Source organism: Pseudideonella sakaiensis (genome assembly GCF_048320135.1).
Lineage (GTDB): Bacteria > Pseudomonadota > Gammaproteobacteria > Burkholderiales > Burkholderiaceae_C > Ideonella_A > Ideonella_A sakaiensis_A.
Window position 1 is genome coordinate 4,327,359 of sequence record NZ_CP182947.1, and the last position, 26,186, is coordinate 4,353,544.

Below are 26,186 nucleotides of genomic sequence, written 5' to 3' on the forward strand. Positions count from 1 at the left end.
TCAGGCGGCCTTTGCGGTCGCCGGCGCCTGCTCGAGCAGCTGGCGCAGCACGAACGGCAGGATGCCGCCATGGTGGTAGTAATCGACCTCGATCGCGGTGTCGATGCGCAGGATCAACTTCACCTCGCGCTGATCGCCGTTCGCCGAATGGATCACCAGCGTCGCCTCCTGCTGCGGCCTGATTTCGTCGGCCAGCACGATGTCGAAGCTTTCGCTGCCGGTGATGCCCAGCGATTCCCAGCTGTCGGTGCCGGTGAACTGCAGCGGCAGCACACCCATGCCGACCAGGTTGCTGCGGTGGATGCGCTCGAAGCTGCGTGCGACCACCGCCTTGATGCCGAGCAGTGCCGTGCCCTTGGCAGCCCAGTCGCGCGACGAGCCGGTGCCATATTCCTCGCCGGCAAAAACCACCGTCGGCGTGCCAGCGGCGATATAGGCCATCGCGGCGTCGTAGATGAACATCTTCTCGCCGGATGGCTGGAACAGCGTGACGCCGCCTTCCTCGCGCGAGCCGGTGCCGTCCGGCGGGATCATCAGATTCTTGATCCGCACGTTGGCAAAGGTGCCGCGCATCATCACGTCATGGTTGCCGCGCCGCGAGCCGTAGGAATTGAAATCGGCCTTCAGCACGCCGTGTTCCTTCAGCCAGTGCCCGGCCGGTGAGTCCTCCTTGATCGAGCCGGCCGGCGAGATGTGGTCGGTCGTGATCGAGTCGCCGAACAAGGCCATCGCGCGGGCGCCGCGGATCGCCGACGCGGCCGGTGCGGGCGTCATCTCGAAACCGTCGAAGAACGGCGGCTGCGCGATATAGGTCGATTCCGGCCAGTCGTAGACCTGTCCGGACACACCCTTGATGCGTTGCCACAGCTTGCCCGGGTCGCTCGCGACCTTGTCGTAGTTGGTCTTGAACGCCGGGCCGTTCATCGCGAATTTCATCAGGCGATGGATCTCGTCGCTGCTCGGCCAGACATCGCCTAGGAAAACCGGCTTGCCGCCCTTGCCGATGCCCAGCGGCTCGCTCATCAGGTCGACGCCGACGCTGCCGGCGATCGCATAAGCCACCACCAGCGGCGGGCTGGCGAGGAAGTTGGCCTTGATGTTCGGATGGATGCGCGCCTCGAAATTGCGGTTGCCAGACAGCACCGATGCGCAGACCAGGTTGTTCTGGTTGATCGCTGCATTGATCTCGGCAGTCAGGTCGCCGGCATTGCCGATGCAGGTCGTGCAGCCGTAGCCGGCGAGGTAGAAGCCGAGTTTTTCCAGTTCGCGCAGCAGGCCGGCCTTCTCGAGGTATTCGGTGACGATCCGCGAACCCGGCGCCAGCGAGGTCTTGATGTGCGGCTTGACCTTCAGGCCGGCGGCAACCGCTTTCTTCGCAAGCAGGCCGGCAGCCAGCAGCACGCCGGGATTCGAGGTGTTGGTGCACGAGGTGATCGCGGCGATCAGCACATCGCCGTTGCGGATCTTCAGCCCGCTCGGCGTCGTTGCGACGAAGTCGAGCCGCTCGGCCGGCTGGTTGAAGCCGTTTTCCACCGGCGGCATCGAAAACAGCGACGCGAATTGCTTTTTCACCTCGCCGAGTTCGATCCGGTCCTGCGGCCGCTTCGGGCCGGCCAGGCTCGGCGCGACGGTGCCGAGGTCGAGCGTGACAACCTGCGAATAATCGACCTCGCCGGCGCGCGGAATGCCGAACATCTTCTGCGCGCGGAAATAGGCCTCGAAGGCCTCGATCTCGGCCTTGCTGCGGCCAGTGCCGCGGAAATAGTCGATCGTCCGCTCGTCGACCGGGAAGAAGCCCATCGTTGCGCCATATTCGGGCGCCATGTTGCCGATCGTCGCGCGATCCGGCAGCGCCAGGCTCGCCGTGCCTTCGCCGAAAAATTCGACGAATTTGCCGACCACCTTGTGCCGGCGCAGGATTTCGGTGACTGTCAGCACCAGGTCGGTGGCGGTGACGCCTTCGCGCAGGCGGCCGCGCAATTCGAAGCCGACGACGTCGGGGGTCAGAAAATAGACCGGCTGGCCGAGCATGCCGGCCTCGGCCTCGATGCCGCCGACGCCCCAGCCGACGACGCCGATGCCGTTGATCATCGTCGTGTGGCTGTCGGTGCCGACCAGCGTATCGGGGTAATAAACCGGTGCTTCACCACGCGCCGCAAGCTTGCTCTTGAAGACGCCGCGCGCGAGGTATTCGAGATTGACCTGGTGGACGATGCCGAATCCCGGCGGCACGACGCGGAAGGTGTCGAAGGCCTGCATCCCCCATTTCATGAACTGGTAGCGCTCCTCGTTGCGCTTGAACTCGAGTTTCATGTTCAGGTCGAGCGCCTTGCTGCTGCCGTAGTAGTCGACCATGATGCTGTGGTCGACGACCAGGTCGACCGGCACCAGCGGCTCGATCGCCTTCGGATTGCGGCCCGTATCCGCCGCGACATTGCGCATCGCGGCGAGGTCGACCAGCAGCGGCACGCCGGTGAAATCCTGCAGCACGACGCGGGCCACGACGAACGGGATTTCCTCGCTGCGCACCGCGGTCGGCTGCCAGTTCGCCAGCTCGGCGACGTGTTCGGCAGTCACCTTCTTGCCGTCGCAGTTGCGCAGCACCGATTCGAGAACGATGCGGATCGATACCGGCAGCCGCGAGACATTCGGGAACTGCTTTGCCAGTTCGGGCAGCGAGTGGAAACGGCCGACCTTGCCGGAGGCGGTCTTGAAGGTCTTCAGCGTCTTCGCAAACGGATGTGACGCGGCGGCGCCAAGGCGGGTTGCAGCGGTTTGGTTGGACCTGGCCATGCGGACTCCTTGCGTTGGTTCTCGGCGATTGTGCCTGTCAGCCTTGCTCATTGTCGCTACCGACACCCCTGGCAGGACGATTCGCCCGCCGTGGTCGATGCGCTATCGTCGTCGCATCACGATGCAGCCGCCGCAATGAGCAACTTCAGTTTCTACTGGCACGACTATGAGACCTTCGGCCGCTCGCCGCGCCGCGATCGGCCGTCGCAGTTTGCCGGCATCCGCACCGATGCCGAACTGAACGAGGTCGGTGCGCCGCGGATGATGTTCTGTCGGCCGGCGCCGGACTATCTGCCCGAACCGGAAGCCTGCCTGCTGACCGGCATCCTGCCGCAGCAATGCCTCGCCGAGGGTGTCGCCGAGCACGAATTTGCCGCGCAGATCGAGTCGGAGCTGGCCTTTCCCGGCACCGTCGGCGTCGGCTACAACAGCATCCGTTTCGATGACGAGGTGACGCGTTTCCTGTTCTGGCGCAGCCTGATCGATCCGTATGCGCGCGAGTGGCAGAACGAATGCGGCCGCTGGGACCTGCTCGACGTGTTGCGCTGCTGCCATGCGCTGCGCCCCGACGGCATCAGCTGGCCGCGCAATGAACTGGGCCAGCCGTCGTTCAAGCTCGAGCATCTGACGCAGGCGAATGGTCTTGCCCACGATGCGGCGCACGATGCCTTGTCGGACGTGCGCGCGACGATTGCGCTGGCGCGGCTGGTCCGGCAAAACCAGCCGCGGCTGTGGGATTTCTGCCTGCGCCTGCGCAGCAAACACGAGGTGGTGCGCGAGATGAACCGCGCCCAGCAGGCCGGCGCGCCGTTCCTGCACATCTCCGGGATGTATGGCACCGAGCGCGGCTGCCTGGCGATCGTCTGGCCGCTGGCACCCCATCCGACCAATCGCAACGAGCTGATCGTCTGGGATCTGGCGTTCGATCCGAGCGAACTGTTCACGCTCGGCGTCGCCGAGATCCGCGAGCGGCTGTTCAGCCGTGCCGATGCGCTGCCGGCCGGTGTCGAGCGGCTGCCGATCAAGACCATCCACCTGAACAAGTCGCCGGTCGTGATCTCGAACCTGAAGACGCTCGGCGACGAACGCGCCGCCGACTGGGGCATCGACATCGCCGCCGCACACCGCCATGCGCAGCTGGCCGCGCAACACGGCCCGTCGATGGCCGGCATCTGGCCGGGCGTCTTCGAGCGGGCGGTCGATCCGGCCTCGGTCATCGACATCGACGAGGACTTGTACGGTGGATTTGTCTCCAACGACGACCGCCGCGTGTTGCAGCGCATACGGGCGACCGAACCGGAGCAACTGGCCGACCGACCGCATGTTTTCGACGATCCTCGGCTCGCCGAACTGGTCTTCCGCTACCGCGCCCGCAATTTTCCGCAGACCCTCAGCCCGGCGGAAAACCTGCGCTGGGAAAGCCACCGTGCCGATCGGCTGCACGGCGGCGCCGGCGGCGCGCAGACGCTGCAGGCCTATTTCGAGCACATCGACGAGCTCGGTGAAGCCACCGACGACGAGCGCAGCCAGCAGATCCTTGGAGATCTCGTCGAGTACGCGACCGAGATCGCGCCGGAGCACCACTGAGGCGCACCGCAATGGGTTGATCCGCGAGGCTGGCTCCACCGCGGTGCATCGAACGCCTTGCCACAGTGCATTCGCGGCGCGGGCTCCGGAGCTGCCATCGATGGTGCGCCTGATGCACCAGTCTGGAACGAATGTTGCTTTGCGCTGCCGTCTGCCGTCTGAATCGGTGCGCCGTGCACCGAGGCGGCGCGTTGTGGAGCTTTCATGGATCAGGTCAAGCAGGGCACCGATGCCTTGTTCATCTTGCTCGGCGCCATCATGGTGCTGGCAATGCACGCCGGTTTTGCCTTTCTCGAACTCGGCACGGTGCGGCAGAAAAATCAGGTCAATGCGCTGGTCAAGATCCTGGTCGATTTTTCGGTCTCGACGCTGGCCTATTTTCTGGTCGGTTATACGGTGGCCTATGGCATCGACTTCTTCAGCGGTGCCGACACGCTGGCCGCAAAAAGCGGCTATGAACTCGTCAAGTTCTTTTTCCTGCTGACCTTTGCCGCGGCGATCCCGGCGATCGTCTCCGGCGGCATTGCCGAACGCTCGCGTTTCGGCCCGCAGCTGGTCGCCACCGGCCTCATCGTTGCGGTGGTTTATCCGCTGTTCGAGGGGGCGGTGTGGGGAGGCCGCTTCAACATGCAGGCGTGGATCAACCAGCTGACCGGTGCCGATTTCCACGATTTTGCCGGCAGCGTCGTCGTCCATGCGGTCGGTGGCTGGATCGCGCTGGCCGCCGTGCTGCTGCTCGGCGCGCGCCGCAACCGCTATCGCAAGGACGGCGGCATCAGCGCGCACCCGCCGTCGAGCATCCCGTTCCTCGCGCTCGGCGCGTGGATCCTGACGGTCGGCTGGTTCGGCTTCAATGTGATGAGCGCGCAGACGATCGACAAGATCTCCGGCCTGGTCGCGGTCAATTCGCTGATGGCGATGGTCGGTGGCACGCTCGCCGCGGCGCTGCTCGGCCGCAACGACCCCGGCTTTGCGTACAACGGGCCGCTGGCCGGACTGGTCGCGGTGTGTGCCGGCTCGGACGTGATGCATCCGCTCGGCTCGCTGGTCGCAGGCGCAATCGGCGGCGCGATCTTCGTCGCGATGTTCACATTGACGCAGAACCGCTGGAAGATCGACGACGTGCTCGGCGTCTGGCCGCTGCACGGCCTGTGTGGCGCCTGGGGCGGCATCGCCTGCGGCATCTTCGGCTCGCAGGCGCTCGGTGGGCTCGGTGGCGTCTCGCTGACCGCGCAGTTGATCGGCACCGCAGTCGGTGTTGGCTGGGCGCTGCTTGGCGGTTTCCTCGTTTATGGCGGCATCCGCCTCGTCACGCCGCTGCGGCTGACGCAGGAGCAGGAATACGACGGCGCCGACCTGTCGATCCACCGCATCGGCGCGACGCCCGAGCGCGAGGCGGCCTGGTAGGCGCAAAAGCAACGGCCCGCCGGGTTGCCCCGGCGGGCCGTTGTCGATCAGCGGAGACGCCAGAGGATCAGGCGGTCACGCGTTTCGCCGTTTCGGCATATTCCTCGATCTGGTCGAAGTTCATGTATTTGTAGATCGCGCTGCCGTCCTGGTTGATCACGCCCATGTCGGCCTGGTATTCGGCCAGAGTCGGGATGCGGCCGAGTTTCGACGCGATCGCGGCAAGCTCCGCCGACGCCAGATAGACGTTCGAATTCTTGCCGAGCCGGTTCGGGAAGTTGCGGGTGCTGGTCGAGACGACGGTGGCGCCTTCCCGGACCTGCGCCTGGTTGCCCATGCACAGGCTGCAGCCGGGCATCTCGATGCGCGCGCCGGCGGTGCCGAAGGTGCCGTAGTGGCCTTCCTTCGTCAGCTCCTGCGCATCCATCTTGGTCGGCGGCGCGACCCAGAGCTTGACCGGAATGTCACGCCGGCCTTCGAGCAGCTTCGATGCGGCGCGGAAATGGCCGATGTTGGTCATGCACGAGCCGATGAAGACCTCGTCGATTGCGGTACCGGCCACTTCGCTGAGCAGCCGCGCATCGTCCGGATCGTTCGGGCAGCACAGCACCGGCTCCTTCAGTTCGTCGAGATCGATCTCGATCACCGCGGTGTACTCGGCATCCTTGTCGGCTTCGAGCAGGTTCGGATTGGCCAGCCAGGCCTCGACCGCCTCGATGCGCCGCTGCAGCGTGCGCTTGTCCTGGTAGCCGTCGGCGATCATGTTTTTCATCAGCACGACGTTGCTGGTCAGGTATTCCTTGATCGGCGCCGGGTTCAGCTTGACGGTGCAACCGGCGGCGCTGCGCTCGGCGCTGGCATCACTCAGCTCGAACGCCTGCTCGACCTTCAGGTCCGGCAGCCCTTCGATCTCGAGGATGCGGCCGGAGAAGATGTTTTTCTTGCCGGCTTTCGCAACCGTCAGCAGGCCGGCCCGGATCGCATACAGCGGGATCGCATGCACCAGGTCGCGCAGCGTGATGCCGGGCTGCATCTTGCCCTTGAAGCGCACCAGCACCGATTCCGGCATGTCGAGCGGCATCACGCCGGTGGCTGCGCCGAATGCAACCAGGCCGGAGCCGGCCGGGAAGCTGATGCCGATCGGGAATCGGGTGTGGCTGTCGCCGCCGGTGCCGACGGTATCGGGCAGCAGCAAACGGTTCAGCCAGCTGTGGATCACGCCGTCACCGGGCCGCAGCGAGACGCCGCCGCGGTTGCTGATGAATTCGGGCAGTTCGCGGTGCGTCTTCACGTCGACCGGCTTCGGATAGGCCGCGGTGTGGCAGAAGCTCTGCATCACCAGATCGGCCGAGAAGCCGAGGCAGGCGAGGTCCTTCAGTTCATCGCGGGTCATCGGGCCGGTCGTATCCTGGCTGCCGACGGTCGTCATCTTCGGCTCGCAGTAGGTGCCCGGGCGAACGCCCTGGCCCTCGGGCAGGCCGACTGCGCGGCCGACCATTTTCTGCGCCAGCGTGAAACCGGCCTTGGTCTCGGCCGGCGGCTGCGGCAGGCGGAACTGCGTCGATGCCGGCAGGCCGAGAAATTCGCGCGCCTTCGCGGTCAGTGAGCGGCCGATGATCAGGTTGATGCGCCCGCCGGCGCGCACCTCGTCGAGCAGCACGTCGCTCTTCAGCTGGAATTCGGCGACCGCCTCGCCATTGCGGACGATCTTGCCCTCGTACGGCAGGATGTCGACGACATCGCCCATCTCGAGTTTGTCGACATCGACCTCGATCGGCAAAGCACCCGAATCCTCCTGCGTGTTGAAGAAGATCGGCGCGATCTTGCCGCCGAGCGTGACGCCGCCGAAACGCTTGTTCGGGACGAACGGAATGTCCTGGCCGGTCGCCCAGATCACGCTGTTGGTCGCGCTCTTGCGGCTCGATCCGGTGCCGACGACATCGCCGACATAGGCGACGAGGTTGCCCTTTTTCTTCAGTTCCTCGATGAAGGCGATCGGTCCGCGCTTGCCGTCTTCCTCCGGCGTGAAGGCCGCACCCTGGCGGGTATTCTTCAGCATCGCCAGGTAGTGCAGCGGGATGTCCGGCCGGCTCCAGGCGTCGGGCGCCGGCGACAGGTCGTCGGTATTGGTTTCGCCGGGCACCTTGAAGACGGTCACGGTGACCTTTTTCGACACTTCGGGCCGGCTGGTGAACCACTCGGCATCGGCCCAGCTTTGCACGATCGCCTTTGCCTGCGCATTGCCGGCCTTCGCCTTTTCGGCGACGTCGTGGAAGAAGTCGAACATCAGCAGCGTCTTCTTCAGGCCCGCGGCGGCAATCTCGGCGACATCGGCGTCGTCGAGCAGGTCGATCAGCGGCTTGACGTTGTAGCCGCCGACCATCGTGCCGAGCAGTTCGGTCGCCTTTGCCTTCGAGATCAGCGCAACGGCGATGTCGCCGTGCGCGACTGCGGCGAGAAACGAGGCCTTCACCTTGGCCGCGTCATCGACACCCGGTGGCACGCGGTGCGTCAGCAGGTCGAGCAGAAACTCGGCCTCGCCGGCGGGCGGGGTCTTGATCAGCTCGACCAGTTCGGCGACTTGCTGGGCATCGAGCGGCAGCGGCGGGATGCCGAGCGCGGCGCGTTCGGCGGCGTGTTGACGATAGGCTTGCAACATGTCTGGTTCTCCGGAAGGGGTTCGAGTGACGGGTCAGTTGGTTGTGGGCTCGATCACCTTGAGCCCCTTGAAGTAGTCGCGGAAAAAAACGGCGTCGCGGCTGATCAGGCCATCGCACTGAAGCATGGCGTGTGCCCCGATCAGGAAATCGCTGATGCCGCGGTGGGTGATCGCGGCGTCGGCGGCGGCACGCTGGCGGAATTTGCGCTGCATCTCGCCGGCCCGCACCGCCGAACGCTGGTCGAGGGCATCGAAGCGGATGCCCATGTCGTCGAGCACGTCGACGACCGTCGCACCTTCGCCGAGCAGCGCGCTCAGTTCGGCCAGCACCACCGGGCAGACGACGACCGGGCCCTTGCCGAGCGCAATCCGCAGGCAGGCTTCCGCCGCATCGGCGCCAGGCCGGTTGCCGAGCAGGTCAAGCAGCACGGCGGTGTCGACCGCAATCGTCACGACCCGCTGCCGTTTTCGCCGGCCGGTGCGCGCAGTACACGGGCCAGTTGCTCGCTGCCGGCCTGATCGGGCAGCGCAAATCGACCACGTGCCCGCGAGATTGCATCGTCGACGTTCTTGCGCAGGATGATGCGCCCGCCGTCGAGCTCGACCTTCAGCGTGCTGCCCTTGGTCAAACCCAGTGCATCACGCACCGACTTTGGCAGCGTGATCTGGCCACGCTCGGCAACAATGACTTCCATGGGGTATGCGTCGGGTAAGGTATGCAATGATTATACATACCGATCCGTGCATACCTACCTGCACTGCCCGGTGCGGGCGTTGATCTTCAGTTGCGCGGCGGCGCTTCGCTGGGTTTGTCGGGGACTGCTGCCACATCCCCGCTCAGTGCCGACGATGCGGCCGGACTGGCGGGCGCGGCCGCCGGCTGCGTTGCCGCGGTACTGACTGCAGCGGGATTTGCCGTATCGACGGCGACCGCTGGTGCCTGCGCCGGCGTGGCCGACGCATCACCGCCGGCTGCGCCAGCGGCGATCGGTTCGGATGCGGCTTGGCCCGGGGCGGCCGCCGCTTGCGCCGCTGCCGTCGCCGGGTCGACCAGCAGCACCGGTGTCGCCAGCTGGCCTGCCGGGCGCATCCGTTCTGCCGCCTGTGCCTCGGCCTGAACCATCCGTTGCGTCGGGCTGGTGCATGCGTCGACCATGCGCTGGCCGGCGCGGGTATTCATCAGCATCGACTTCATCGGGATCTGCAGCCACGCGACGCCAGCGTCGGCGTCGTAGAGCCGGACCGCGCCGGTCGAGGTTTCCTCGGGAACCATCCGGTAGGTCTTGCGCTGGAAGCTGACGCGGAATGCGCCAGGCTGGCGGCTGTCCGGCTCGACAACGATCGACTGCTGAAATTCGCACTCCGCGCGGCCGGTCTGCACCAGCTCTGCCAGGCGCATCTGCGACTCCGACAACGGCGGCAACACCGGCTCTGGTGCCGCCGCTGGCTTGCCGGCCTTCGCGGAGCGCTCTTTGCTGCTGCGTGACGCCTTCTTGGCTGGGCTGGATTTGCCGCTGACAGCCTTCTTACCCTTGGAGGTTTCCTTGTTTGCCAGCGCGGGGGCGCCTGACAGCGCAAATGCGAGGATGCCGACACCCACCCCCAAGACAGCTCTCATCCGCTACTCCCGATTCCGTATTTGCGAGGACACGCGCCAACGCCGGCGCAACATCGCATTGTCGCCCGCCCGCAGGCTGCGACCATCCGGATTGACCCCGTGGGCTTCAGGGAGCTGGTGTGTCCGGCGGCTGCGCGCCGAACCAGGCGGCCTCGATTTCCTCGGGCAGCTGCAGGCCGCCGGCATACGAGGTGCGATGCGCACGCTCGATGACTTGCCAGAAATAGCGGTAGCTGGCGCGGTCGTGCAGCGTGTCGTCGTGGCGGATCGGCGCCCAGTCGGCAGTCTCCGCTGCGCGAATGATCTCGATCGCCTGGTCGACCTCGGCTGCGCTCGGCGTGAACGCCTCGACGATCGGCTCGATCTGCGACGGGTGGATGCTCCACATCCGCGTATAGCCGAACTGCCGCGCCGCCTTGGTGGCCGCCTCCTGCAGCGCCGATGCGCGCTTGAACTCGGTCACGACGCAATGCGACGGGATCTTGCCGTGCGCATGGCAGGCCGCGGCAATCTCGGTTTTTGCCCGCACCACCAGCGGATGGGTGAACTGGCCATCGACACTCATCGCGGTCTGCGGGATGGCGCCGCGATGGGCGGACACAAAATCCATCAGCCCGAACGACAGCGACTCGATGCGCCGGTGGGCGGCCAGCGCGAAGACCTCGTGCAGCGCGCCGTGGGTCTCGATCAGCGCATGCAGCGGAATCTCGCGCTGCAGGCCGGCCGAGCGGGTCGCTGCATCGATCAGATCGACCGCCCGCTGCAAGTCGGCCAGGCCGCGTACCTTCGGAATCATCAGATAGGCGACGCTGCCGCCGGCGCCGCTGACGATGGTCTCGACCACCGACTCGAAGCGCGGATGAACGACCGGCAGCACCCGTGCACCGACCCGGCCATGCAGATTGGCCGGCGAAGTGATCAGTTCGGCAATCAGTCGCGCATGGTCGACCTCGCCGCCGACCGGCGCACCATCCTCGTTGTCGAGCGTGACGTCGAATACCGGGCCGAGCTTGCCCTGCAGTTCCAGGCTCTTGCGCATCCGCGCCTCGACGCCGGAATAGTGGTCGCAGACCGGCAGCAGCCGGAAAACCTCGCCGGCCTCGAACAATGCATCACGCGGATGGGTGCCGCTCATGGCGATCTCCGATCAGTGGCAAGCGGCGCTGCGCCGGCACGCGCGGGCGCAGCGCCGGCCATGCTCACAGCAGGTGCTTGACGCCTTCCTGCTCTTCCTGCAGTTCGGCCAGCGTCTTGTTGATGCACTCACGCGAGAAGGCGTCGATCTCGAGTCCTTCGACCAGCGTGTATTCGCCGTTCTCGCAGGTGACCGGGAAGCCGAACATCACGTCCTTCGGGATGTCGTACTGGCCGTCGCTCGGAATGCCCATCGTCACCCAGGCGCCGTTGGTGCCGAGCGCCCAGTCGCGCATGTGGTCGATCGCGGCATTCGCTGCCGACGCCGCCGACGATACGCCGCGGGCGGCGATGATCGCGGCGCCGCGCTTGCCGACGGTGGGCAGGAAGACGTCCTTGTTCCACTGCTGGTCGTTGATCATCTCCTTCACCGACTGGCCGTCGATCGTCGCGAAACGGTAGTCGGCATACATCGTCGGCGAATGGTTGCCCCAGACGGCGAGCTTCTCGATCTTCGACACCGGCTTGCCGGTCTTCGCGGCGATCTGGCTCAGTGCGCGGTTGTGGTCGAGGCGCAGCATCGCGGTGAAATTCTTGCGCGGCAGGTCCGGCGCGCTCTTCATCGCGATGTAGGCATTGGTGTTGGCCGGATTGCCGACCACCAGCACACGCACGTTGCGCGAGGCGACCGCATTCAGCGCCTTGCCCTGTGCGGTGAAGATCTGCGCATTGGCAGACAGCAGGTCCTTGCGCTCCATGCCCGGGCCGCGCGGACGCGCGCCGACCAGCAGCGCATAGTCGGTGTCCTTGAAGGCGGTCATCGGATCGCTGTGCGCTTCCATGCCGGCGAGCAGCGGGAAGGCGCAGTCCTCGAGCTCCATCATCACGCCCTTCAGCGCGTTCTGCGCCTTCTCGTCCGGAATCTCGAGCAGTTGCAGGATCACCGGCTGGTCCTTGCCGAGCATTTCGCCGGAGGCGATGCGGAAAAGCAGGGCATAGCCGATCTGACCAGCGGCTCCGGTGACGGCGACTCGAACGGGTTTTTTGCTCATCGGATTCTCCAAAAGGGGGGGCGGTACGGAAGGCGGGGTCCACGGCTTGGCGAGCGCATCGCGGCCGGCCTGCAGCAGGCCGGCGGCCCTGCTCGCGGTCAAGGCTGGCCAGGCTGCAAGTGTAGTGCGTTGCACATCGCCTGGCCGCCGCCCGCGGGGGAGGGGTCGGGCTGATTCTAGTGTCTTCTGTCTTATAGAAGACACCAATCAAATTCGCCCTTTTGATGGACGGCAACACGGGCCTGTGCTGCAATAGCGCCATGCGACCGAATGCGCCGACCGCCAGCCCAGCCTCCGTAGTGGAGGGTGGGAATGCTGCATCGCCGCCTGGTCTGCGTGGCAATGATGCAGCCCCGTCCGACGGCCCATCGTTCAGCCCGCTGTACCGGCAGATCAAGGCGCTGATGACGCGCAGCCTGCAGCAGCGCGAATGGCGGCCGGGCGACGCGATTCCGAGCGAGCTCGAACTGGCCGCGCGTTTCAAGGTCAGCCAGGGTACGGTGCGCAAGGCGATCGACGAGCTGGCGACCGAAAACCTGCTGGTGCGCAGGCAAGGCAAGGGCACCTTCGTCGCGACCCATTCCGAGCAGCAGGCGCAGTACCGATTCCTGCGCCTGGCGGCCGACGATGGTTCGGAGGAGCCGGCCGCGCGCCGCTTCATCGACTGCCGGCGCCTGCGCGCGCCGGCCGAGGTCGCGCGGGCTTTCGGCCTGAAATCCGGCGACGCTGCGGTGCAGGTCAGGCGGGTGCTGTCGTTTCGCGGCAAGGCGGTGATCTTCGACGACATCTGGCTGCCGGGCAAACTGTTCAAGGGCCTGAGTGCCGAGCGCCTGAGTGGTTACCGCGGGCCGATGTATGCACTGTTCGAGACCGAGTTCGGTGTCCACATGGTGCGTGCCGAGGAGAAGATCCGTGCGGTTGCGGCCGATCCGGTCGCCGCGCAGATGCTTGGCGTGGAAGAGGGCAGTCCGTTGCTCAGCGTCGAGCGGCTGTCGCTGACCTACGGCGACCGCCCGGTCGAGTTGCGCCGCGGTCTCTACCACACCGACGCCCACCATTACCGCAACGAATTGAACTGATCCGGAGAAGTCTTTGCCGCACGCCGCGGGTCGGCTTGCTGCGATGCAATAAACTCTTCCGGCCGACACATTTATTGACAAGAAGGCCGCAAATGGCAACAGAACCTCTGAAACCACGTCCGGTATACCGCAATATCCACGTCTCGCAGATCGCGCGCTACCGCCTGCCGCCGGCCGGCGTGGTGTCGATCCTGCACCGCATCAGCGGCGTGCTGATGTTTCTGCTGATGCCGTTCATCATCTGGATGTTCGACACCAGCGTGACTTCCGAGATTTCCTACGACCGGTTCACCACCGCCTTCAATGCCGGCCTGCTCGGGCTGCCCGGCTTTTTCTGGAAGCTGGTCGCGCTGGCGCTGATCTGGGCCTTCCTGCACCACCTGATTGCCGGCGTGCGCCACCTGTGGATGGACATGACCCATGCGGTCGGCAAGGAATTCGGCCGCAGCAGTGCAATCGTCACGCTGGTGCTCAGCATTGCGCTGACGCTGGCGCTCGGCTTCAAGCTCTTCTTCTGAACGCGACGACTTCAATGGCACAGAATTTCGGATCGAAACGGATCGTCGTCGGCGCCCATTACGGGCTGCGCGACTGGCTGTCGCAGCGCGTCACCGCCGCGTTGATGGCCTTGTTCACGCTGCTGGTGATCGTGCAGGTGCTGCTGCCTGGCGAAATGGGCTATGACAAGTGGGCGGCAATCTTCTCGTCGCAGTGGATGAAGGCGCTGACCTTCGTCGTCATCGTCTCGCTGCTGTACCACGCCTGGGTCGGCATGCGCGATGTCTGGATGGACTACGTGAAGCCGATGGGCATCCGGCTGGCGCTGCAGATATTCACGATCGCGTGGCTGGTTGGCTGTGCGGGTTGGGCAATCCAGGTGTTGTGGAGGCTGTAAACGAAATGGGCTCAACCATCACGAAACGCAAGTTCGATGTCGTCATCGTCGGGGCCGGCGGCTCCGGCATGCGCGCGTCGCTGCAACTGGCCGAGGCCGGTCTCAATGTCGCGGTGTTGTCGAAGGTCTTCCCGACCCGCTCGCACACGGTCGCCGCACAAGGCGGCATCGGCGCCTCGCTCGGCAACATGAGCGAGGACAACTGGCACTTCCACTTCTACGACACGATCAAGGGCTCCGACTGGCTCGGTGACCAGGACGCGATCGAATTCATGTGCCGCGAGGCGCCGAAGGTGGTCTACGAACTCGAGCATTTCGGGATGCCGTTCGACCGCAATCCCGACGGTACGATCTACCAGCGCCCATTCGGCGGCCACACCGCGAACTACGGGGAAAAGCCGGTGCAGCGCGCCTGCGCCGCTGCCGACCGCACCGGACACGCGATGCTGCACACGCTGTACCAGCGCAACGTCAAGGCACGCACCAATTTCTTCGTCGAGTGGATGGCGCTGGACCTGATCCGCGACGCCGAAGGCGATGTCGTCGGCGTCACCGCGCTGGAGATGGAGACTGGCGACCTGCACATCCTCGAAGCGAAGACGGTGCTGCTGGCAACCGGTGGCGCCGGCCGTATCTTTGCCGCATCGACGAATGCCTTCATCAATACCGGCGACGGCCTCGGCATGGCGGCGCGCGCCGGCATTCCGCTCGAGGACATGGAGTTCTGGCAGTTCCACCCGACCGGCGTGCACAACGCCGGCGTGCTGCTGACCGAAGGCTGCCGCGGCGAAGGCGCGATTCTGCGCAACAGCAACGGCGAGCGTTTCATGGAGCGTTATGCGCCGACGCTGAAGGACCTCGCGCCGCGCGACTTCGTCTCGCGCTGCATGGACCAGGAGATCAAGGAAGGCCGCGGCTGCGGGCCTGACAAGGACTACATCCAGCTCGACATGACCCACCTCGGCGCCGAGACGATCATGAAACGGCTGCCGAGCGTGTTCGAGATCGGCCACAACTTCGCCAACGTCGACATCACGAAGGAGCCGATTCCGGTCGTGCCGACGATCCACTACCAGATGGGCGGCATCCCGACCAATATCCACGGCCAGGTCGTCGTGCCGAAGGATGGCAATCCGAACACGGTCGTCAACGGGCTGTATGCGGTCGGCGAATGCTCGTGCGTCAGCGTCCACGGCGCCAACCGCCTCGGCACCAACTCGCTGCTCGACCTGCTGGTTTTTGGCCGCGCGGCCGGCAACCACATCGTCGAGCAACAGCTGAAGCAGCGCTCCCACAAGCCGCTGCCGGCCGATGCCGCCGACGCCACCCAGGCGCGACTGGCCCGGCTCGACGGCAGCAGCAGCGGCGAATATGCGCAGGATGTCGCCAACGATCTGCGGCGGACGATGCAGACCCATGCCGGCGTCTTCCGCACCCAGGCGTCGATGAACGAGGGCGTCGAGAAGGTCAAGCAGCTCGCCGAGCGGGTCAAGGCGATCCACCTGGCCGACAAGTCGCAGGTCTTCAATACCGCGCGCATCGAGGCGCTCGAAGTCGAGAACCTGATCGAGTCGGCGCTGGCGACGATGGTCTCGGCAGCGGCGCGTACCGAAAGCCGCGGCGCCCACACCGTCAACGATTACGCCGACTCGCCGGAATTTCCGGCCGGCCGCAACGATGTCGAGTGGATGAAACACACCTTGTGGTACAGCGAAGGCAACCGGCTCGACTACAAGCCGGTCAACCTGCAGCCGCTGACCGCCGAATCGGTTCCGCCGAAAATCCGCACGTTCTAAGTCCGGCCGCGCTGCGGCCGCCGACGCCGAAAGAATCACATGTCCAAACGCGTTTTCAATATCTACCGCTACGACCCCGATGCCGATGCGAAGCCGCGCATGCAGACGCTCGAGGTCGAACTCGACGGCAGCGAACGCATGCTGCTCGATGCCCTGAACAAGCTGAAGGCGGTCGACCCGAGCCTGAGCTTCCGCCGGTCCTGCCGCGAAGGGGTCTGCGGCTCCGATGCGATGAACATCAACGGCAAGAATGGTCTGGCGTGCCTGACCAACATGCGCACGCTGCCCGGCGTCGTGACGCTGAAGCCGCTGCCCGGCCTGCCGGTGATCCGCGACCTGATCGTCGACATGACGCAGTTCTTCAAGCAATACAACTCGATCAAGCCGTATCTGGTCAACGAGACGATGCCGCCCGAGAAGGAGCGCTTGCAGACACCGGAAGAGCGCGATGAGCTGAACGGGCTGTACGAGTGCATCCTGTGCGCGAGCTGCTCGACCAGCTGCCCGAGTTTCTGGTGGAACCCGGACAAGTTCGTCGGACCGGCCGGCTTGCTGCAGGCCTACCGCTTCATTGCCGACAGCCGCGACCAGGATACCGAGGCCCGCCTCGACAATCTCGAGGATCCGTACCGGCTGTTCCGCTGCCACACGATCATGAACTGCGTCGATGTCTGCCCGAAGAACCTGAACCCGACCAAGGCGATCGGCAAGATCAAGGAGATGATGGTCCGCCGCGCCGTCTGAAGACCGATGCCAGACCGGATCGATGACCGAGCAATGAGCAAGCTGCGCTGGCGCTGCCGGCGCGGTCTGCTCGAAAACGACCTGCTGATCGAGCGATTCTTCGACCGGCACGCGCAGACGCTGACGACCCGGCAGGCCGACGGTCTGCAGCAGCTGATGGCGCTGTCGGACAACGATCTGCTCGATCTGCTGCTCGGCCGCCAGCAGCCCACCGGCGAACTGCTGGCGCCGGAAGTGGTCGAAGTGCTCGAGCAGATGCGCGTGCCGGCGCCGGCAGCAGGCCGCTGACGGGCCCGCTGTCGATCCAGGATTCGACCGCTATTTTTTTACCGCCAACCAGGAATGCCCATGACACCGTCCGACGTCAAAGCCACCCTTTCGTTTTCCGATGGCAGCCCGAGCATGGAGCTGCCGATCCTCAAGGGGACCATCGGCCCGGATGTGGTCGATATCCGCAAGCTGTACGGCCAGACCGGCAAGTTCACCTACGACCCGGGCTTTTTGTCGACCGCTTCGTGTGATTCCTCGATCACCTACATCGACGGCGACAAGGGCGAGCTGCTGTACCGCGGCTATCCGATCGAGCAGCTTGCCGAGCATTGCGACTTTCTCGACGTCTGCTATCTGCTGCTGCACGGGGAATTGCCGAACCAGCAGCAGCAGAAGGATTTCGACCGTCTGGTCTCGGTGCACACGATGGTCAACGAGCAGATGCAGTTTTTCCTGCGCGGCTTCCGTCGTGATGCGCACCCGATGGCGATCATGACCGGCCTGGTCGGCGGCATGTCGGCCTTCTATCACGACAGCACCGACGTCCACAATCCGAAGCACCGCGAGATCAGCGCGATCCGGTTGATCGCGAAGATGCCGACTCTGGTGTCGATGGCCTATAAATATACGATCGGCCAGCCCTACATCTATCCGAAGAACGACCTGTCGTATTCGGCGAACTTCATGCGGATGATGTTCGGCACGCCGTGCGAGGAATACGAGCCGAACGACGTGCTGGTGCGCGCGATGGACCGCATCTTCATCCTGCACGCCGACCACGAGCAGAACGCGTCGACGTCGACGGTGCGGCTGTGCGGCAGCTCGGGCACCAACCCGTTCGCCGCGATCGCCGCCGGCGTCGCCTGCCTGTGGGGCCCGGCGCACGGCGGGGCCAACGAGGCGGCGCTGAACATGCTCGAGGAAATCCAGCGCAACGGTGGCGCCGAGAAGATCGGCGACTTCATCAAGCAGGTGAAGGACAAGAACTCGAACGTCAAGCTGATGGGCTTCGGCCACCGCGTCTACAAGAACTACGACCCGCGGGCCAAGCTGATGCGCGAAACCTGCCACGAGGTGCTCGGCGCGCTCGGGCTGGAAAACGATCCGCTGTTCAAGCTCGCGATGACGCTCGAGAAGATTGCGCTGGAAGACGACTATTTCGTCGCCCGCAAGCTGTATCCGAACGTCGATTTCTATTCCGGCATCGTGCAGCGCGCGATCGGCATCCCGGTCAGCCTGTTCACCGCGATCTTCGCGCTCGCCCGCACGGTTGGCTGGATTGCGCAGCTGAACGAGATGATCGGCGACCCGGAGTACAAGATCGGCCGGCCGCGCCAGCTCTACAGCGGCTCGCCGCGGCGCGACGTGAAGCCGCTCGGCGGCCGCAGCTGATCCGGCACAGCTGTTCGTCGCGTTTGCACACCAACCCCGGCCAATGGCCGGGGTTTTTGTTTTCCGGCCAGCCACCCTGCGGCCACGCGATTCGACTGGAAAGCCTAAAATAGGAGGTTTTCCCTGAACCGCACAATCGAACAGAGGCTGACGATGGGCCGCACCCTTTACGACAAGATCTGGGACGAACATGTCGTCCACACCGAGGATGATGGCACGTCGCTGCTGTACATCGACCGCCACCTTGTCCACGAGGTCACCAGCCCGCAGGCCTTCGAAGGGCTCGATCAGGCGCAGCGCAAGGTCTGGCGGATTTCTGCCAATCTGGCCGTCAGCGACCACAACGTGCCGACCACCGACCGCTCGCAGGGCATTGCCGACCCGATTTCGCGGCTGCAGGTCGACACGCTCGACGCCAACTGCGACCGCTTCGGCATCACGCAGTTCAAGATGAACGACAAGCGGCAGGGCATCGTCCATGTGATCGGCCCTGAGCAGGGTGCGACGCTGCCGGGGATGACCGTCGTCTGCGGCGACTCGCACACCTCGACGCACGGTGCATTTGGTGCGCTGGCCCACGGCATCGGCACCAGCGAGGTCGAGCACGTGCTGGCGACGCAGACCTTGCTTGCGCGCAAGGCAAAAAACATGCTGGTGCGCGTCGAGGGCAGGCTGCAGCCCGGCTGCGGCGCGAAGGACATCGTGCTGGCGGTGATCGGCAAGATCGGCACCGCCGGCGGCACCGGCTACACGATCGAATTCGGCGGCAACGCGATCCGTGCGCTGAGCATGGAAGGCCGGATGACGGTGTGCAACATGGCGATCGAAGCGGGCGCCCGTGCCGGCCTGATCGCGGTCGACGAAACGACGCTGGCGTATGTGAAGAACCGGCCGTTTTCGCCGCGTGGCGCCGAGTTCGAACAGGCCGTCGCCTATTGGCGCACGCTTTATTCGGATGCCGATGCGCACTGGGATGCCGTCGTCGAGATCGACGCCGCGAAGATCCGCCCGCAGGTCACCTGGGGCACTTCGCCGGAAATGGTGCTCAGCATCGACGACCGGGTTCCGGATCCGGACCGCGAAAAGGATGCCGGCAAGCGCGATGCGATCGAGCGGGCGCTCAAATACATGAACCTGCAGCCGAACAAGCCGATCGTCGACATCATGCTCGACAAGATCTTCATCGGCTCGTGCACCAATTCGCGGATCGAGGACATGCGCGAGGCCGCCGCCGTCGTGCGCCGGCTCGGCCGCAAGGTGGCGCCGAATATCCGGCTCGCGATGGTCGTGCCGGGCTCCGGACTGGTCAAGGAGCAGGCCGAGTGTGAAGGGCTGGACGCGATCTTCAAGGCCGCCGGTTTCGAATGGCGCGAGCCCGGCTGCTCGATGTGCCTGGCGATGAATGCCGACCGGCTCGAGCCGGGCGAGCGCTGCGCGTCGACGTCGAACCGCAATTTCGAGGGTCGCCAGGGCGCTGGCGGTCGCACCCACCTGGTCAGCCCGGCGATGGCCGCGGCCGCGGCGATCGAAGGCCACTTCGTCGACGTCGCAAGACTGTCCTGATTCGAGGAGCACAGACGATGCAAGCCTTTCGCATCCATACCGGACTGGTTGCGCCACTGGACCGGGAAAATGTCGATACCGACGCGATCATTCCGAAGCAATTTCTGAAATCGATCAAGAAGACCGGTTTCGGCCAGAACCTGTTCGACGAGTGGCGCTACCTCGACCCCGGATTTCCGGGCCAGGATCCCACATCGCGCAAGCCGAATCCGGATTTCGTGCTGAACCAGTCCCGCTACAAGGGCGCGTCGGTGCTGCTCGCGCGGGCCAATTTCGGTTGTGGCTCGTCGCGTGAACATGCGCCGTGGGCGCTCGACCAGTTCGGCTTCCGCGCGATCATCGCGCCGAGTTTTGCCGACATCTTCTTCAACAACTGCTTCAAGAACGGCCTGCTGCCGATCACGCTGCAGGAGGCGGCGGTCGCCAAGCTGTTCGATGAGACGGCGGCTTTTGTCGGCTACCAGCTGACGATCGATCTGGAGCGCCAGGTCGTCGTCAAGCCCGACGGCAGCGAATTGCCGTTCGAGATCCAGCCGTTCCGAAAATACTGCCTGATCAATGGTTTCGACGACATCGCGCTGACGCTGCGCCATGCCGACAAGATCAAGGCCTTCGAGGCCGAGCGGTTGCTGCGCAAGCCCTGGCTGGCGAATACGGTATGACGGCCATCGTCGGTCATGCCGGTCGCGTCGCCGACCGGCCCGCTTTGGACTGAGATGGCCGCCGCGCCTGTCCCCAGCCGTTTGTACCGGGTGCTGTCGCGGCACTGGTGGCTGAGCCTGCTGCTGATGGGCATCAGTTTTGTCTGCTTCGGACTGGCGTCGCTGAACCTGTTGCAGATGCTCGGCGCCAATCTGTCGTTCCTTGCCCGCCACGGCATCGATGCGGTGCGCGAAGGTGGTTTGCTGCAGTTGCTTGAACTCGTCGTGTCGGGATATGCCGCCGCGGTTTTTTATATCTTTTTCAGGCTGTGTGAGAAGGCGCTGGTCGACCGGCTGGCTTATGTCGTGCCACGCGACGGCGCCGTTTCCGCAACAGAAGGAAATCTCTCGTGAGCAAAATTGCCATTCTTCCCGGTGACGGCATCGGCGTCGAAATCATTGCCGAGGCGCGCAAGGTGCTCGCCTGCCTCGATCTGTCGTTCGAGATGGAGCAGGCCGAGGTCGGCGGCGCCGCCTATGTCGCGCACGGCCATCCGCTGCCCGACAGCACGCTGAATCTTGCGAAATCCGCCGACGCGATCTTGTTCGGCGCGGTCGGCGACTGGCAGTTCGACAAGCTCGAGCGTGCGCTGCGTCCGGAGCAGGCGATTCTCGGGCTGCGAAAGAACCTGCAGCTGTTCGCCAATTTCCGCCCTGCGATCTGCTACGAGGAACTGACCGCGGCGTCGACGCTGAAGCCGGAAATCGTTGCCGGCCTCGACATCCTGATCATTCGGGAGCTGACCGGCGACATCTATTTCGGCCAGCCGCGCGGGCGCCGCGAGTCGCCCGACGGCGCATTCGCCGGCGCGCCCGAGGCCTTCGACACGATGCGCTACACGAAGCCGGAAATCGAGCGCATCGCCCACGTCGCCTTCCAGGCCGCGCGCAAGCGGCGCGGCAAGCTGCTCAGCGTCGACAAGGCGAACGTGCTCGAGACCTTCCAGTTCTGGCGCGATGTCGTCACCGAGGTCCATGCCGGCTATCCGGACGTCGAGCTCGAGCACATGTATGTCGACAATGCCGCGATGCAGCTGGTCAAGGCGCCGAAGCGGCTCGACGTGGTGGTGACCGGCAACATGTTCGGCGACATCCTCAGCGACGAGGCGGCGATGCTGACCGGCTCGATCGGCATGCTGCCGTCGGCGTCGCTGAACGATCGCAAGCAGGGGCTTTACGAACCCAGCCACGGCTCGGCGCCGGATATCGCCGGCAAGGGCATTGCCAATCCGCTGGCGACGATTCTCAGCGCGGCGATGATGCTTCGTTTCAGCCTCGATCAGGAGGCCGCAGCGCAGCGCATCGAGGCGGCGGTCAAGTCGGTGCTGGCGCAGGGCCTGCGGACTGCCGATATCCACAGCGAAGGTACCCGCAAGGTCGGCACCGCCGAGATGGGCGATGCGGTCGTGGCGGCATTGAAGGCGCAAGGCTGAGGCGACCCGCCTCGGTTCTTGCTGACGGATGACGTTTTTTTCTGGACGAGAGTGATCATGGCAAGCAGATTGGTCGGCCTGGTGGGTTGGCGTGGGATGGTCGGTTCGGTATTGATGGACCGGATGCAGCAGGAGGGCGACTTCGATCTGATCGAGCCGCTGTTCTTCAGCACCAGTGCAGCGGGTTCGAAAGCGCCGGAGATGGCGAAAAACGAGACCCGCTTGCAGGATGCCTATGACATCGCGGCGCTGAAGCGCTGCGAAATCATCATCACCGCTCAGGGCGGCGACTACACCAGCGACGTCTATCCGAAGCTGCGTGCAGCCGGCTGGTCCGGGCACTGGATCGATGCGGCATCGACGCTGCGGATGAAGTCCGACTCGGTGATCGTGCTCGACCCGGTCAACCTGCCGGTGATCAAGAATGCGCTGGCCGCCGGCGGGCGTGACTGGATCGGCGGCAACTGCACCGTCAGCTGCATGCTGATGGGCGTCGGCGCGTTGTACAAGGCCGGCCTGGTCGAGTGGATGAGCACCCAGACCTACCAGGCGGCTTCCGGCGGCGGCGCCCAGCACATGCGCGAACTGCTGACGCAATACGGCACGCTGCATGGCTCGGTGAAGGAACTGCTGGCCGACCCGAAAAGCGCGATCCTCGAGATCGACCGCCGCATCGCCGAAACCCAGCGGGGCCTGGGTGAGGCGGAAACGGCCCATTTCGGCGTTCCGCTCGGCGGCTCGCTGATCCCGTGGATCGACAAGGACCTCGGCGGCGGCGCCGGCTCACACGACAACGCGTCGTGGGGCGTCTCGAAGGAAGAGTGGAAGGGCGGGGCGGAAACCAACAAGATCCTCGGCCAGGGCGAGGGCTTCGACAAGCCGGCAGTGCCGGTCGATGGTTTCTGCGTGCGCATCGGCGCAATGCGTTGCCACAGCCAGGCGCTGATGTTCAAGCTCAAGAAGAATGTGCCGATGGCCGATATCGAAGCGATGATCGCGGCTGACAACGCGTGGGTGAAGCTGGTGCCGAATACCCGCGAGGCGACCGTCCGCGAACTGACGCCGGTCAGCGTCACCGGCACCCTGACGATTCCGGTCGGCAGGCTGCGCAAGATGGCGATGGGCCCCGAATATCTTGGTGCCTTCACGATCGGCGACCAGTTGCTGTGGGGTGCTGCTGAACCGCTGCGCCGGATGATGCGGATCCTGATCGACGCTTGACCGCATGCTGGCGGCGCTGCGGCTGTTGGGTCGTGGCAACAAAAGGCGGTATCGACAGCGGTCAGCGGCGTCGGCAAAAGCTCGAGCCTTGGCTCAGCTTGTTTAATGTGGGTTTTGCTGCGCGCGCAGATGCATCGGTGCGCGCCAGCCATGTCCGGTGGGAATGAGGAGACAGCTTGAAAACAGATCGGCCAGACCACCGGCACACCGTATTGGCCGCCAGCATCGCCGCAGCATTGCTGCTCGGCGCTGCGGGCGCGCAGGCACTGACGCTCGGCAAGGCGGTGGTGCAATCCTCGCTCGGCGAAAGAATGCGCGCCGAGATCGAATTCGAGAATCTCACCGCCGCTGAGGCCGCAAGCCTGCGCGCGAGCATCGCGTCGGCCGATCAATACCGCCAGGCCGGCGCCACCTACAACGCCAACCTCGGCAATGCGCGGGTCGTGCTGCAACGCATCGCGAACCGCCGCGCGTCCTTGCTGGTGACGACCGACCGCCCGATCCAGGAGCCGTTCGTCGATGTCGTTCTCGATTTGACCTGGGCCGGCGGACAGCTGGTCCGCACCTACACGCTGCTGCTCGACCCACCTGGCATGCCGCGCCCGCCGCGCTCGGCGACGCTGACGCCGTATACCGGACCGTCGGGGCTGGCTGCACCGTCGACGTCAGGGCCGCCGATCGCGGTCGCACCGCCGGCCCCGGCGGCCCCGCCCGCTGCGCCGCAAAGCACACCGGCGCCGCGTGTCGCCGAAGCGCCGGTCCGGGCTGCGCCGTCACCGGCACCGGCCAAGGCCGAGTCGCCACCGGCGCCCGCGCCGCGGCGTGGCCCGCCGCCGCCTGGCGCGCCGCCGGCGCCGCCGCTGATCGACGATCCCTACCGCGTCCGTACCGGCGATACCTTGTCCGAGGTTGCGCAGCGCGGCGTCCGGCCGGGCGGCATCTCGCTCGACCGGCTGGTGCTGGCGATGTACCGCGACAATCCGGATGCCTTCGTCGACGGCAATATCCACAAGCTGCGTCAGGGTGTGGTGCTGAGTCCGGCCAAGCAGTCGACGATCGATTCGATCACCGACAGCGAGGCGCGCCAGGTGATCAAGGCGCAGAGCGTCGATTTCGACGCCTACCGCAGCCAGCTTGCCGAGGCGCCGCGTCAGACCCCGGAAGCGACGCGCAGCGCGAGCGGGCGCATCGACGCCGATGTGCAGGTGCGCGAAAAGCCGAAATCCGCTTCCCCCGACATCCTGACGTTGAGCAAGCCGCAGGCCGCTTCGGCGCCGGTCGATGCCGCGGTGCAGCAGGCCGCACAGCGCGAGCGCGAGCAGGCGGCGGCGCGGGTCGCCGAGTTGTCGAAGAATGTGCAGGACCTGGCCCGTCTGTCGAGCGAAGCGGCCTCGCAGCCGGCGGCCGCGGGTGCCGCTGGCGCTGGCCAGGCCCCGGCCGACACGGCGCCGACGGTGGCCTTGTCCGACGGCGCGGCCTCGGCGCCGGTTGACGCAGCCAGCGAGCCCGCTGCGCCGGCCGACAGCGCGTCGATGCCGGCGGTCACCGTCGCGGCTGCGCCGCCGGTGGCGCCACCGCAGCCCGCTGCTGCCGACCCGACGCCGATGGATTCGCTGCTCGACGACAACCTGCCGGTCGTCGGCCTGGCCGGGCTGCTGGTCGCGCTGTTGGCCGGCTTCGGCATCTTCCGCCTCGTCAAGCGGCGCCGCGAAGCGGTGCCGGAGACATCCTTCCTCGAAAGCCGGCTGAAACCGGATTCGTTCTTCAATACCAGCGGCGGCGAACGCGTCGATACCAGCGAGGTTCCGGCGACTGGCACCGGCTCATCGATGATGGCGTATTCGCTGAGCCAGCTCGATGCGATCGGCGACGTCGATCCGGTCGCCGAGGCCGATGTCTACATGGCCTATGGCCGCGACATGCAGGCCGAGGAGATCCTGAAGGAGGCGATGCGCACCAACCCCGAGCGCATGGCGATCCGCAGCAAACTGCTCGAGGTCTATGCGAAACGCCGCGATACCAAGGGCTACGAGGCGCTTGCGCTCGAATTGTTTGCCCTGACCGAGGGTGTTGGCGCCGATTGGGAGCATGCACGCCAGCTCGGGCGCCAGCTCGATCCGGACAACCCGCTGTATTCCGATGCCGGTCCGGTCAGCGGCCAGGGTGCGGCCGATGACGAGCCGTCGCCACCGAGCGGGCTCGACGTCGCGACGATGCCGCTGTCGGTGCTGCCCGGCCAGCGGGAGCCGGACAGCAAGATCGATTTCGAACTCGACCTCGACCTGAGCGGCGACGCCGGTGCTGACGCAACCAGACCGGTCGAGCTGTCGCCGACGCCTGGTGACACGACGCCGTCGTCCGATGCCGGCCAGGCGCCGCCGAAGGCCGACGACATGTTCAGCTTCACGACGTCGAGTTTCGGCACTGGCCAGGGGGGCAGTGATGCACCGGGCGGTCCCGACGACGATGCGACGGTCGCTGCGCCAGCTCCGGCGCCCGGCGCCGACAAGCCGGTCAAGAAGGAGTCCGATCCGTTCTCGCTGTCGGACTTCTCGCTCGACCTCGAACTGCCCGAGCCGTCCAGTCTGTCGACCGGCCCGAGCATGTTGCCGCCGATCGATGACGGCGCCGCCAAGGACAGCGGCGAGCCGTCGGATTTCGATCCCGACTCCGGTCTCGACGAAGGCGATCCGCTGGCCCGCAAGCTCGAGCTGGCCGACGAATTCCGCCAGATCGGCGACGTCGACGGTGCGCGCGAACTGCTGCAGGAAGTCATCGACGGTGCCGATGGCACGCTGAAGGCGAAGGCGCAGGCGATGCTCGCCAACCTGTCGTGAAAAAC

22 protein-coding genes are annotated in these 26,186 nt (G+C 65.5%); 15 read left to right on the top strand and 7 right to left on the bottom strand.

All coding sequences use genetic code 11. From position 1 onward, the window contains the following. The gene (acnA, locus tag ACNH6H_RS19850; RefSeq protein ID WP_418320033.1) at positions 1-2,793 is read right to left on the bottom strand and encodes an aconitate hydratase AcnA; all 2,793 of its coding nucleotides are present in this window, start codon (positions 2,791-2,793) and stop codon (positions 1-3) included. A 135-nt stretch (positions 2,794-2,928) separates the two neighbouring features. Here acnA and sbcB point away from each other — a divergent pair, with 135 nt between their 5' ends. Together sbcB and ACNH6H_RS19860 are read left to right on the top strand one after the other, a co-directional pair. Beyond that, complete coding sequence (gene sbcB, locus ACNH6H_RS19855; RefSeq protein WP_418320034.1) at positions 2,929-4,380, top strand: exodeoxyribonuclease I; 1,452 nt, start codon at positions 2,929-2,931, stop codon at positions 4,378-4,380. A 204-nt stretch (positions 4,381-4,584) separates the two neighbouring features. Further along, positions 4,585-5,787 (top strand): ammonium transporter, encoded by a 1,203-nt coding sequence (locus ACNH6H_RS19860; RefSeq protein ID WP_418320035.1) that lies wholly within the window; start codon positions 4,585-4,587, stop codon positions 5,785-5,787. Positions 5,788-5,854: 67 nt separating this feature from the next. Here the strand turns inward: ACNH6H_RS19860 and acnB are convergent, their stop codons facing one another. The 6 genes from acnB to ACNH6H_RS19890 all read right to left on the bottom strand — a co-directional run bounded on the left by acnB (position 5,855) and on the right by ACNH6H_RS19890 (position 12,250). After that, on the bottom strand, positions 5,855-8,446 hold the full coding sequence (acnB, locus tag ACNH6H_RS19865) for a bifunctional aconitate hydratase 2/2-methylisocitrate dehydratase (RefSeq protein ID WP_418320036.1): 2,592 nt from the start codon (positions 8,444-8,446) through the stop codon (positions 5,855-5,857). 33 nt (positions 8,447-8,479) lie between these two features. Next, complete coding sequence (locus ACNH6H_RS19870; RefSeq protein WP_418320037.1) at positions 8,480-8,899, bottom strand: type II toxin-antitoxin system VapC family toxin; 420 nt, start codon at positions 8,897-8,899, stop codon at positions 8,480-8,482. Then, positions 8,896-9,141: an AbrB/MazE/SpoVT family DNA-binding domain-containing protein gene (locus ACNH6H_RS19875; RefSeq protein ID WP_418320038.1), complete on the bottom strand. Its 246-nt coding sequence runs from the start codon at positions 9,139-9,141 to the stop codon at positions 8,896-8,898. Before ACNH6H_RS19875 ends, ACNH6H_RS19870 begins: the two co-directional genes overlap by 4 nt. A gap of 86 nt (positions 9,142-9,227) precedes the next feature. Next, on the bottom strand, positions 9,228-9,845 hold the full coding sequence (locus tag ACNH6H_RS19880) for a hypothetical protein (protein ID WP_418320039.1): 618 nt from the start codon (positions 9,843-9,845) through the stop codon (positions 9,228-9,230). A 325-nt stretch (positions 9,846-10,170) separates the two neighbouring features. Further along, complete coding sequence (locus ACNH6H_RS19885; RefSeq protein WP_418320040.1) at positions 10,171-11,199, bottom strand: HpcH/HpaI aldolase/citrate lyase family protein; 1,029 nt, start codon at positions 11,197-11,199, stop codon at positions 10,171-10,173. A gap of 64 nt (positions 11,200-11,263) precedes the next feature. Then, the gene (locus tag ACNH6H_RS19890) at positions 11,264-12,250 is read right to left on the bottom strand and encodes a malate dehydrogenase (RefSeq protein ID WP_418320041.1); all 987 of its coding nucleotides are present in this window, start codon (positions 12,248-12,250) and stop codon (positions 11,264-11,266) included. A gap of 242 nt (positions 12,251-12,492) precedes the next feature. Here ACNH6H_RS19890 and ACNH6H_RS19895 point away from each other — a divergent pair, with 242 nt between their 5' ends. The 13 genes from ACNH6H_RS19895 to ACNH6H_RS19955 all read left to right on the top strand — a co-directional run bounded on the left by ACNH6H_RS19895 (position 12,493) and on the right by ACNH6H_RS19955 (position 26,181). Further along, complete coding sequence (locus ACNH6H_RS19895) at positions 12,493-13,329, top strand: GntR family transcriptional regulator (protein ID WP_418321416.1); 837 nt, start codon at positions 12,493-12,495, stop codon at positions 13,327-13,329. Between the two features lie 92 nt (positions 13,330-13,421). Continuing rightward, on the top strand, positions 13,422-13,847 hold the full coding sequence (gene sdhC, locus ACNH6H_RS19900) for a succinate dehydrogenase, cytochrome b556 subunit (protein WP_418320042.1): 426 nt from the start codon (positions 13,422-13,424) through the stop codon (positions 13,845-13,847). Between the two features lie 14 nt (positions 13,848-13,861). After that, positions 13,862-14,224 carry a succinate dehydrogenase, hydrophobic membrane anchor protein gene (gene sdhD / locus ACNH6H_RS19905; protein WP_418320043.1) on the top strand — a complete coding sequence of 121 codons (363 nt, stop codon included), beginning with the start codon at positions 13,862-13,864 and terminating at the stop codon, positions 14,222-14,224. A 5-nt stretch (positions 14,225-14,229) separates the two neighbouring features. Further along, positions 14,230-16,020: a succinate dehydrogenase flavoprotein subunit gene (gene sdhA, locus ACNH6H_RS19910; protein ID WP_418320044.1), complete on the top strand. Its 1,791-nt coding sequence runs from the start codon at positions 14,230-14,232 to the stop codon at positions 16,018-16,020. 39 nt (positions 16,021-16,059) lie between these two features. After that, positions 16,060-16,764 carry a succinate dehydrogenase iron-sulfur subunit gene (locus ACNH6H_RS19915; protein WP_418320045.1) on the top strand — a complete coding sequence of 235 codons (705 nt, stop codon included), beginning with the start codon at positions 16,060-16,062 and terminating at the stop codon, positions 16,762-16,764. A gap of 33 nt (positions 16,765-16,797) precedes the next feature. After that, entirely contained in the window at positions 16,798-17,052 is a 255-nt protein-coding gene (locus ACNH6H_RS19920) for a succinate dehydrogenase assembly factor 2 (RefSeq protein WP_418320046.1), read from the top strand. Positions 17,053-17,112: 60 nt separating this feature from the next. Beyond that, positions 17,113-18,426 (top strand): citrate synthase, encoded by a 1,314-nt coding sequence (gltA, locus tag ACNH6H_RS19925; RefSeq protein WP_418320047.1) that lies wholly within the window; start codon positions 17,113-17,115, stop codon positions 18,424-18,426. A 153-nt stretch (positions 18,427-18,579) separates the two neighbouring features. Next, positions 18,580-19,989 carry a 3-isopropylmalate dehydratase large subunit gene (leuC, locus tag ACNH6H_RS19930; RefSeq protein WP_418320048.1) on the top strand — a complete coding sequence of 470 codons (1,410 nt, stop codon included), beginning with the start codon at positions 18,580-18,582 and terminating at the stop codon, positions 19,987-19,989. Between the two features lie 17 nt (positions 19,990-20,006). Next, positions 20,007-20,651 carry a 3-isopropylmalate dehydratase small subunit gene (gene leuD, locus ACNH6H_RS19935; protein ID WP_418320049.1) on the top strand — a complete coding sequence of 215 codons (645 nt, stop codon included), beginning with the start codon at positions 20,007-20,009 and terminating at the stop codon, positions 20,649-20,651. Between the two features lie 54 nt (positions 20,652-20,705). Beyond that, entirely contained in the window at positions 20,706-21,044 is a 339-nt protein-coding gene (locus ACNH6H_RS19940) for a hypothetical protein (protein WP_418320050.1), read from the top strand. Then, positions 21,041-22,123 (top strand): 3-isopropylmalate dehydrogenase, encoded by a 1,083-nt coding sequence (gene leuB, locus ACNH6H_RS19945; RefSeq protein ID WP_418320051.1) that lies wholly within the window; start codon positions 21,041-21,043, stop codon positions 22,121-22,123. The genes ACNH6H_RS19940 and leuB overlap by 4 nt, the downstream gene beginning before the upstream one ends. 57 nt (positions 22,124-22,180) lie before the next feature. Continuing rightward, entirely contained in the window at positions 22,181-23,344 is a 1,164-nt protein-coding gene (gene asd / locus ACNH6H_RS19950; protein WP_418320052.1) for an aspartate-semialdehyde dehydrogenase, read from the top strand. Between the two features lie 176 nt (positions 23,345-23,520). Next, on the top strand, positions 23,521-26,181 hold the full coding sequence (locus ACNH6H_RS19955; protein WP_418320053.1) for a FimV/HubP family polar landmark protein: 2,661 nt from the start codon (positions 23,521-23,523) through the stop codon (positions 26,179-26,181). The last annotated feature ends 5 nt before the right edge of the window (positions 26,182-26,186 follow it).

Coding starts and splice junctions, on each gene's coding strand:
- acnA (WP_418320033.1), bottom strand. CDS start 2,793: ATGGCCAGGTCCAACCAAACCGCTGCAACCCGCCTTGGCGCCGCCGCG.
- sbcB (WP_418320034.1), top strand. CDS start 2,929: ATGAGCAACTTCAGTTTCTACTGGCACGACTATGAGACCTTCGGCCGC.
- ACNH6H_RS19860 (WP_418320035.1), top strand. CDS start 4,585: ATGGATCAGGTCAAGCAGGGCACCGATGCCTTGTTCATCTTGCTCGGC.
- acnB (WP_418320036.1), bottom strand. CDS start 8,446: ATGTTGCAAGCCTATCGTCAACACGCCGCCGAACGCGCCGCGCTCGGC.
- ACNH6H_RS19875 (WP_418320038.1), bottom strand. CDS start 9,141: ATGGAAGTCATTGTTGCCGAGCGTGGCCAGATCACGCTGCCAAAGTCG.
- ACNH6H_RS19880 (WP_418320039.1), bottom strand. CDS start 9,845: ATGCGCCTGGCAGAGCTGGTGCAGACCGGCCGCGCGGAGTGCGAATTT.
- ACNH6H_RS19885 (WP_418320040.1), bottom strand. CDS start 11,199: ATGAGCGGCACCCATCCGCGTGATGCATTGTTCGAGGCCGGCGAGGTT.
- ACNH6H_RS19890 (WP_418320041.1), bottom strand. CDS start 12,250: ATGAGCAAAAAACCCGTTCGAGTCGCCGTCACCGGAGCCGCTGGTCAG.
- sdhC (WP_418320042.1), top strand. CDS start 13,422: ATGGCAACAGAACCTCTGAAACCACGTCCGGTATACCGCAATATCCAC.
- sdhD (WP_418320043.1), top strand. CDS start 13,862: ATGGCACAGAATTTCGGATCGAAACGGATCGTCGTCGGCGCCCATTAC.
- sdhA (WP_418320044.1), top strand. CDS start 14,230: ATGGGCTCAACCATCACGAAACGCAAGTTCGATGTCGTCATCGTCGGG.
- ACNH6H_RS19915 (WP_418320045.1), top strand. CDS start 16,060: ATGTCCAAACGCGTTTTCAATATCTACCGCTACGACCCCGATGCCGAT.
- ACNH6H_RS19920 (WP_418320046.1), top strand. CDS start 16,798: ATGAGCAAGCTGCGCTGGCGCTGCCGGCGCGGTCTGCTCGAAAACGAC.
- gltA (WP_418320047.1), top strand. CDS start 17,113: ATGACACCGTCCGACGTCAAAGCCACCCTTTCGTTTTCCGATGGCAGC.
- leuC (WP_418320048.1), top strand. CDS start 18,580: ATGGGCCGCACCCTTTACGACAAGATCTGGGACGAACATGTCGTCCAC.
- leuD (WP_418320049.1), top strand. CDS start 20,007: ATGCAAGCCTTTCGCATCCATACCGGACTGGTTGCGCCACTGGACCGG.
- ACNH6H_RS19940 (WP_418320050.1), top strand. CDS start 20,706: ATGGCCGCCGCGCCTGTCCCCAGCCGTTTGTACCGGGTGCTGTCGCGG.
- asd (WP_418320052.1), top strand. CDS start 22,181: ATGGCAAGCAGATTGGTCGGCCTGGTGGGTTGGCGTGGGATGGTCGGT.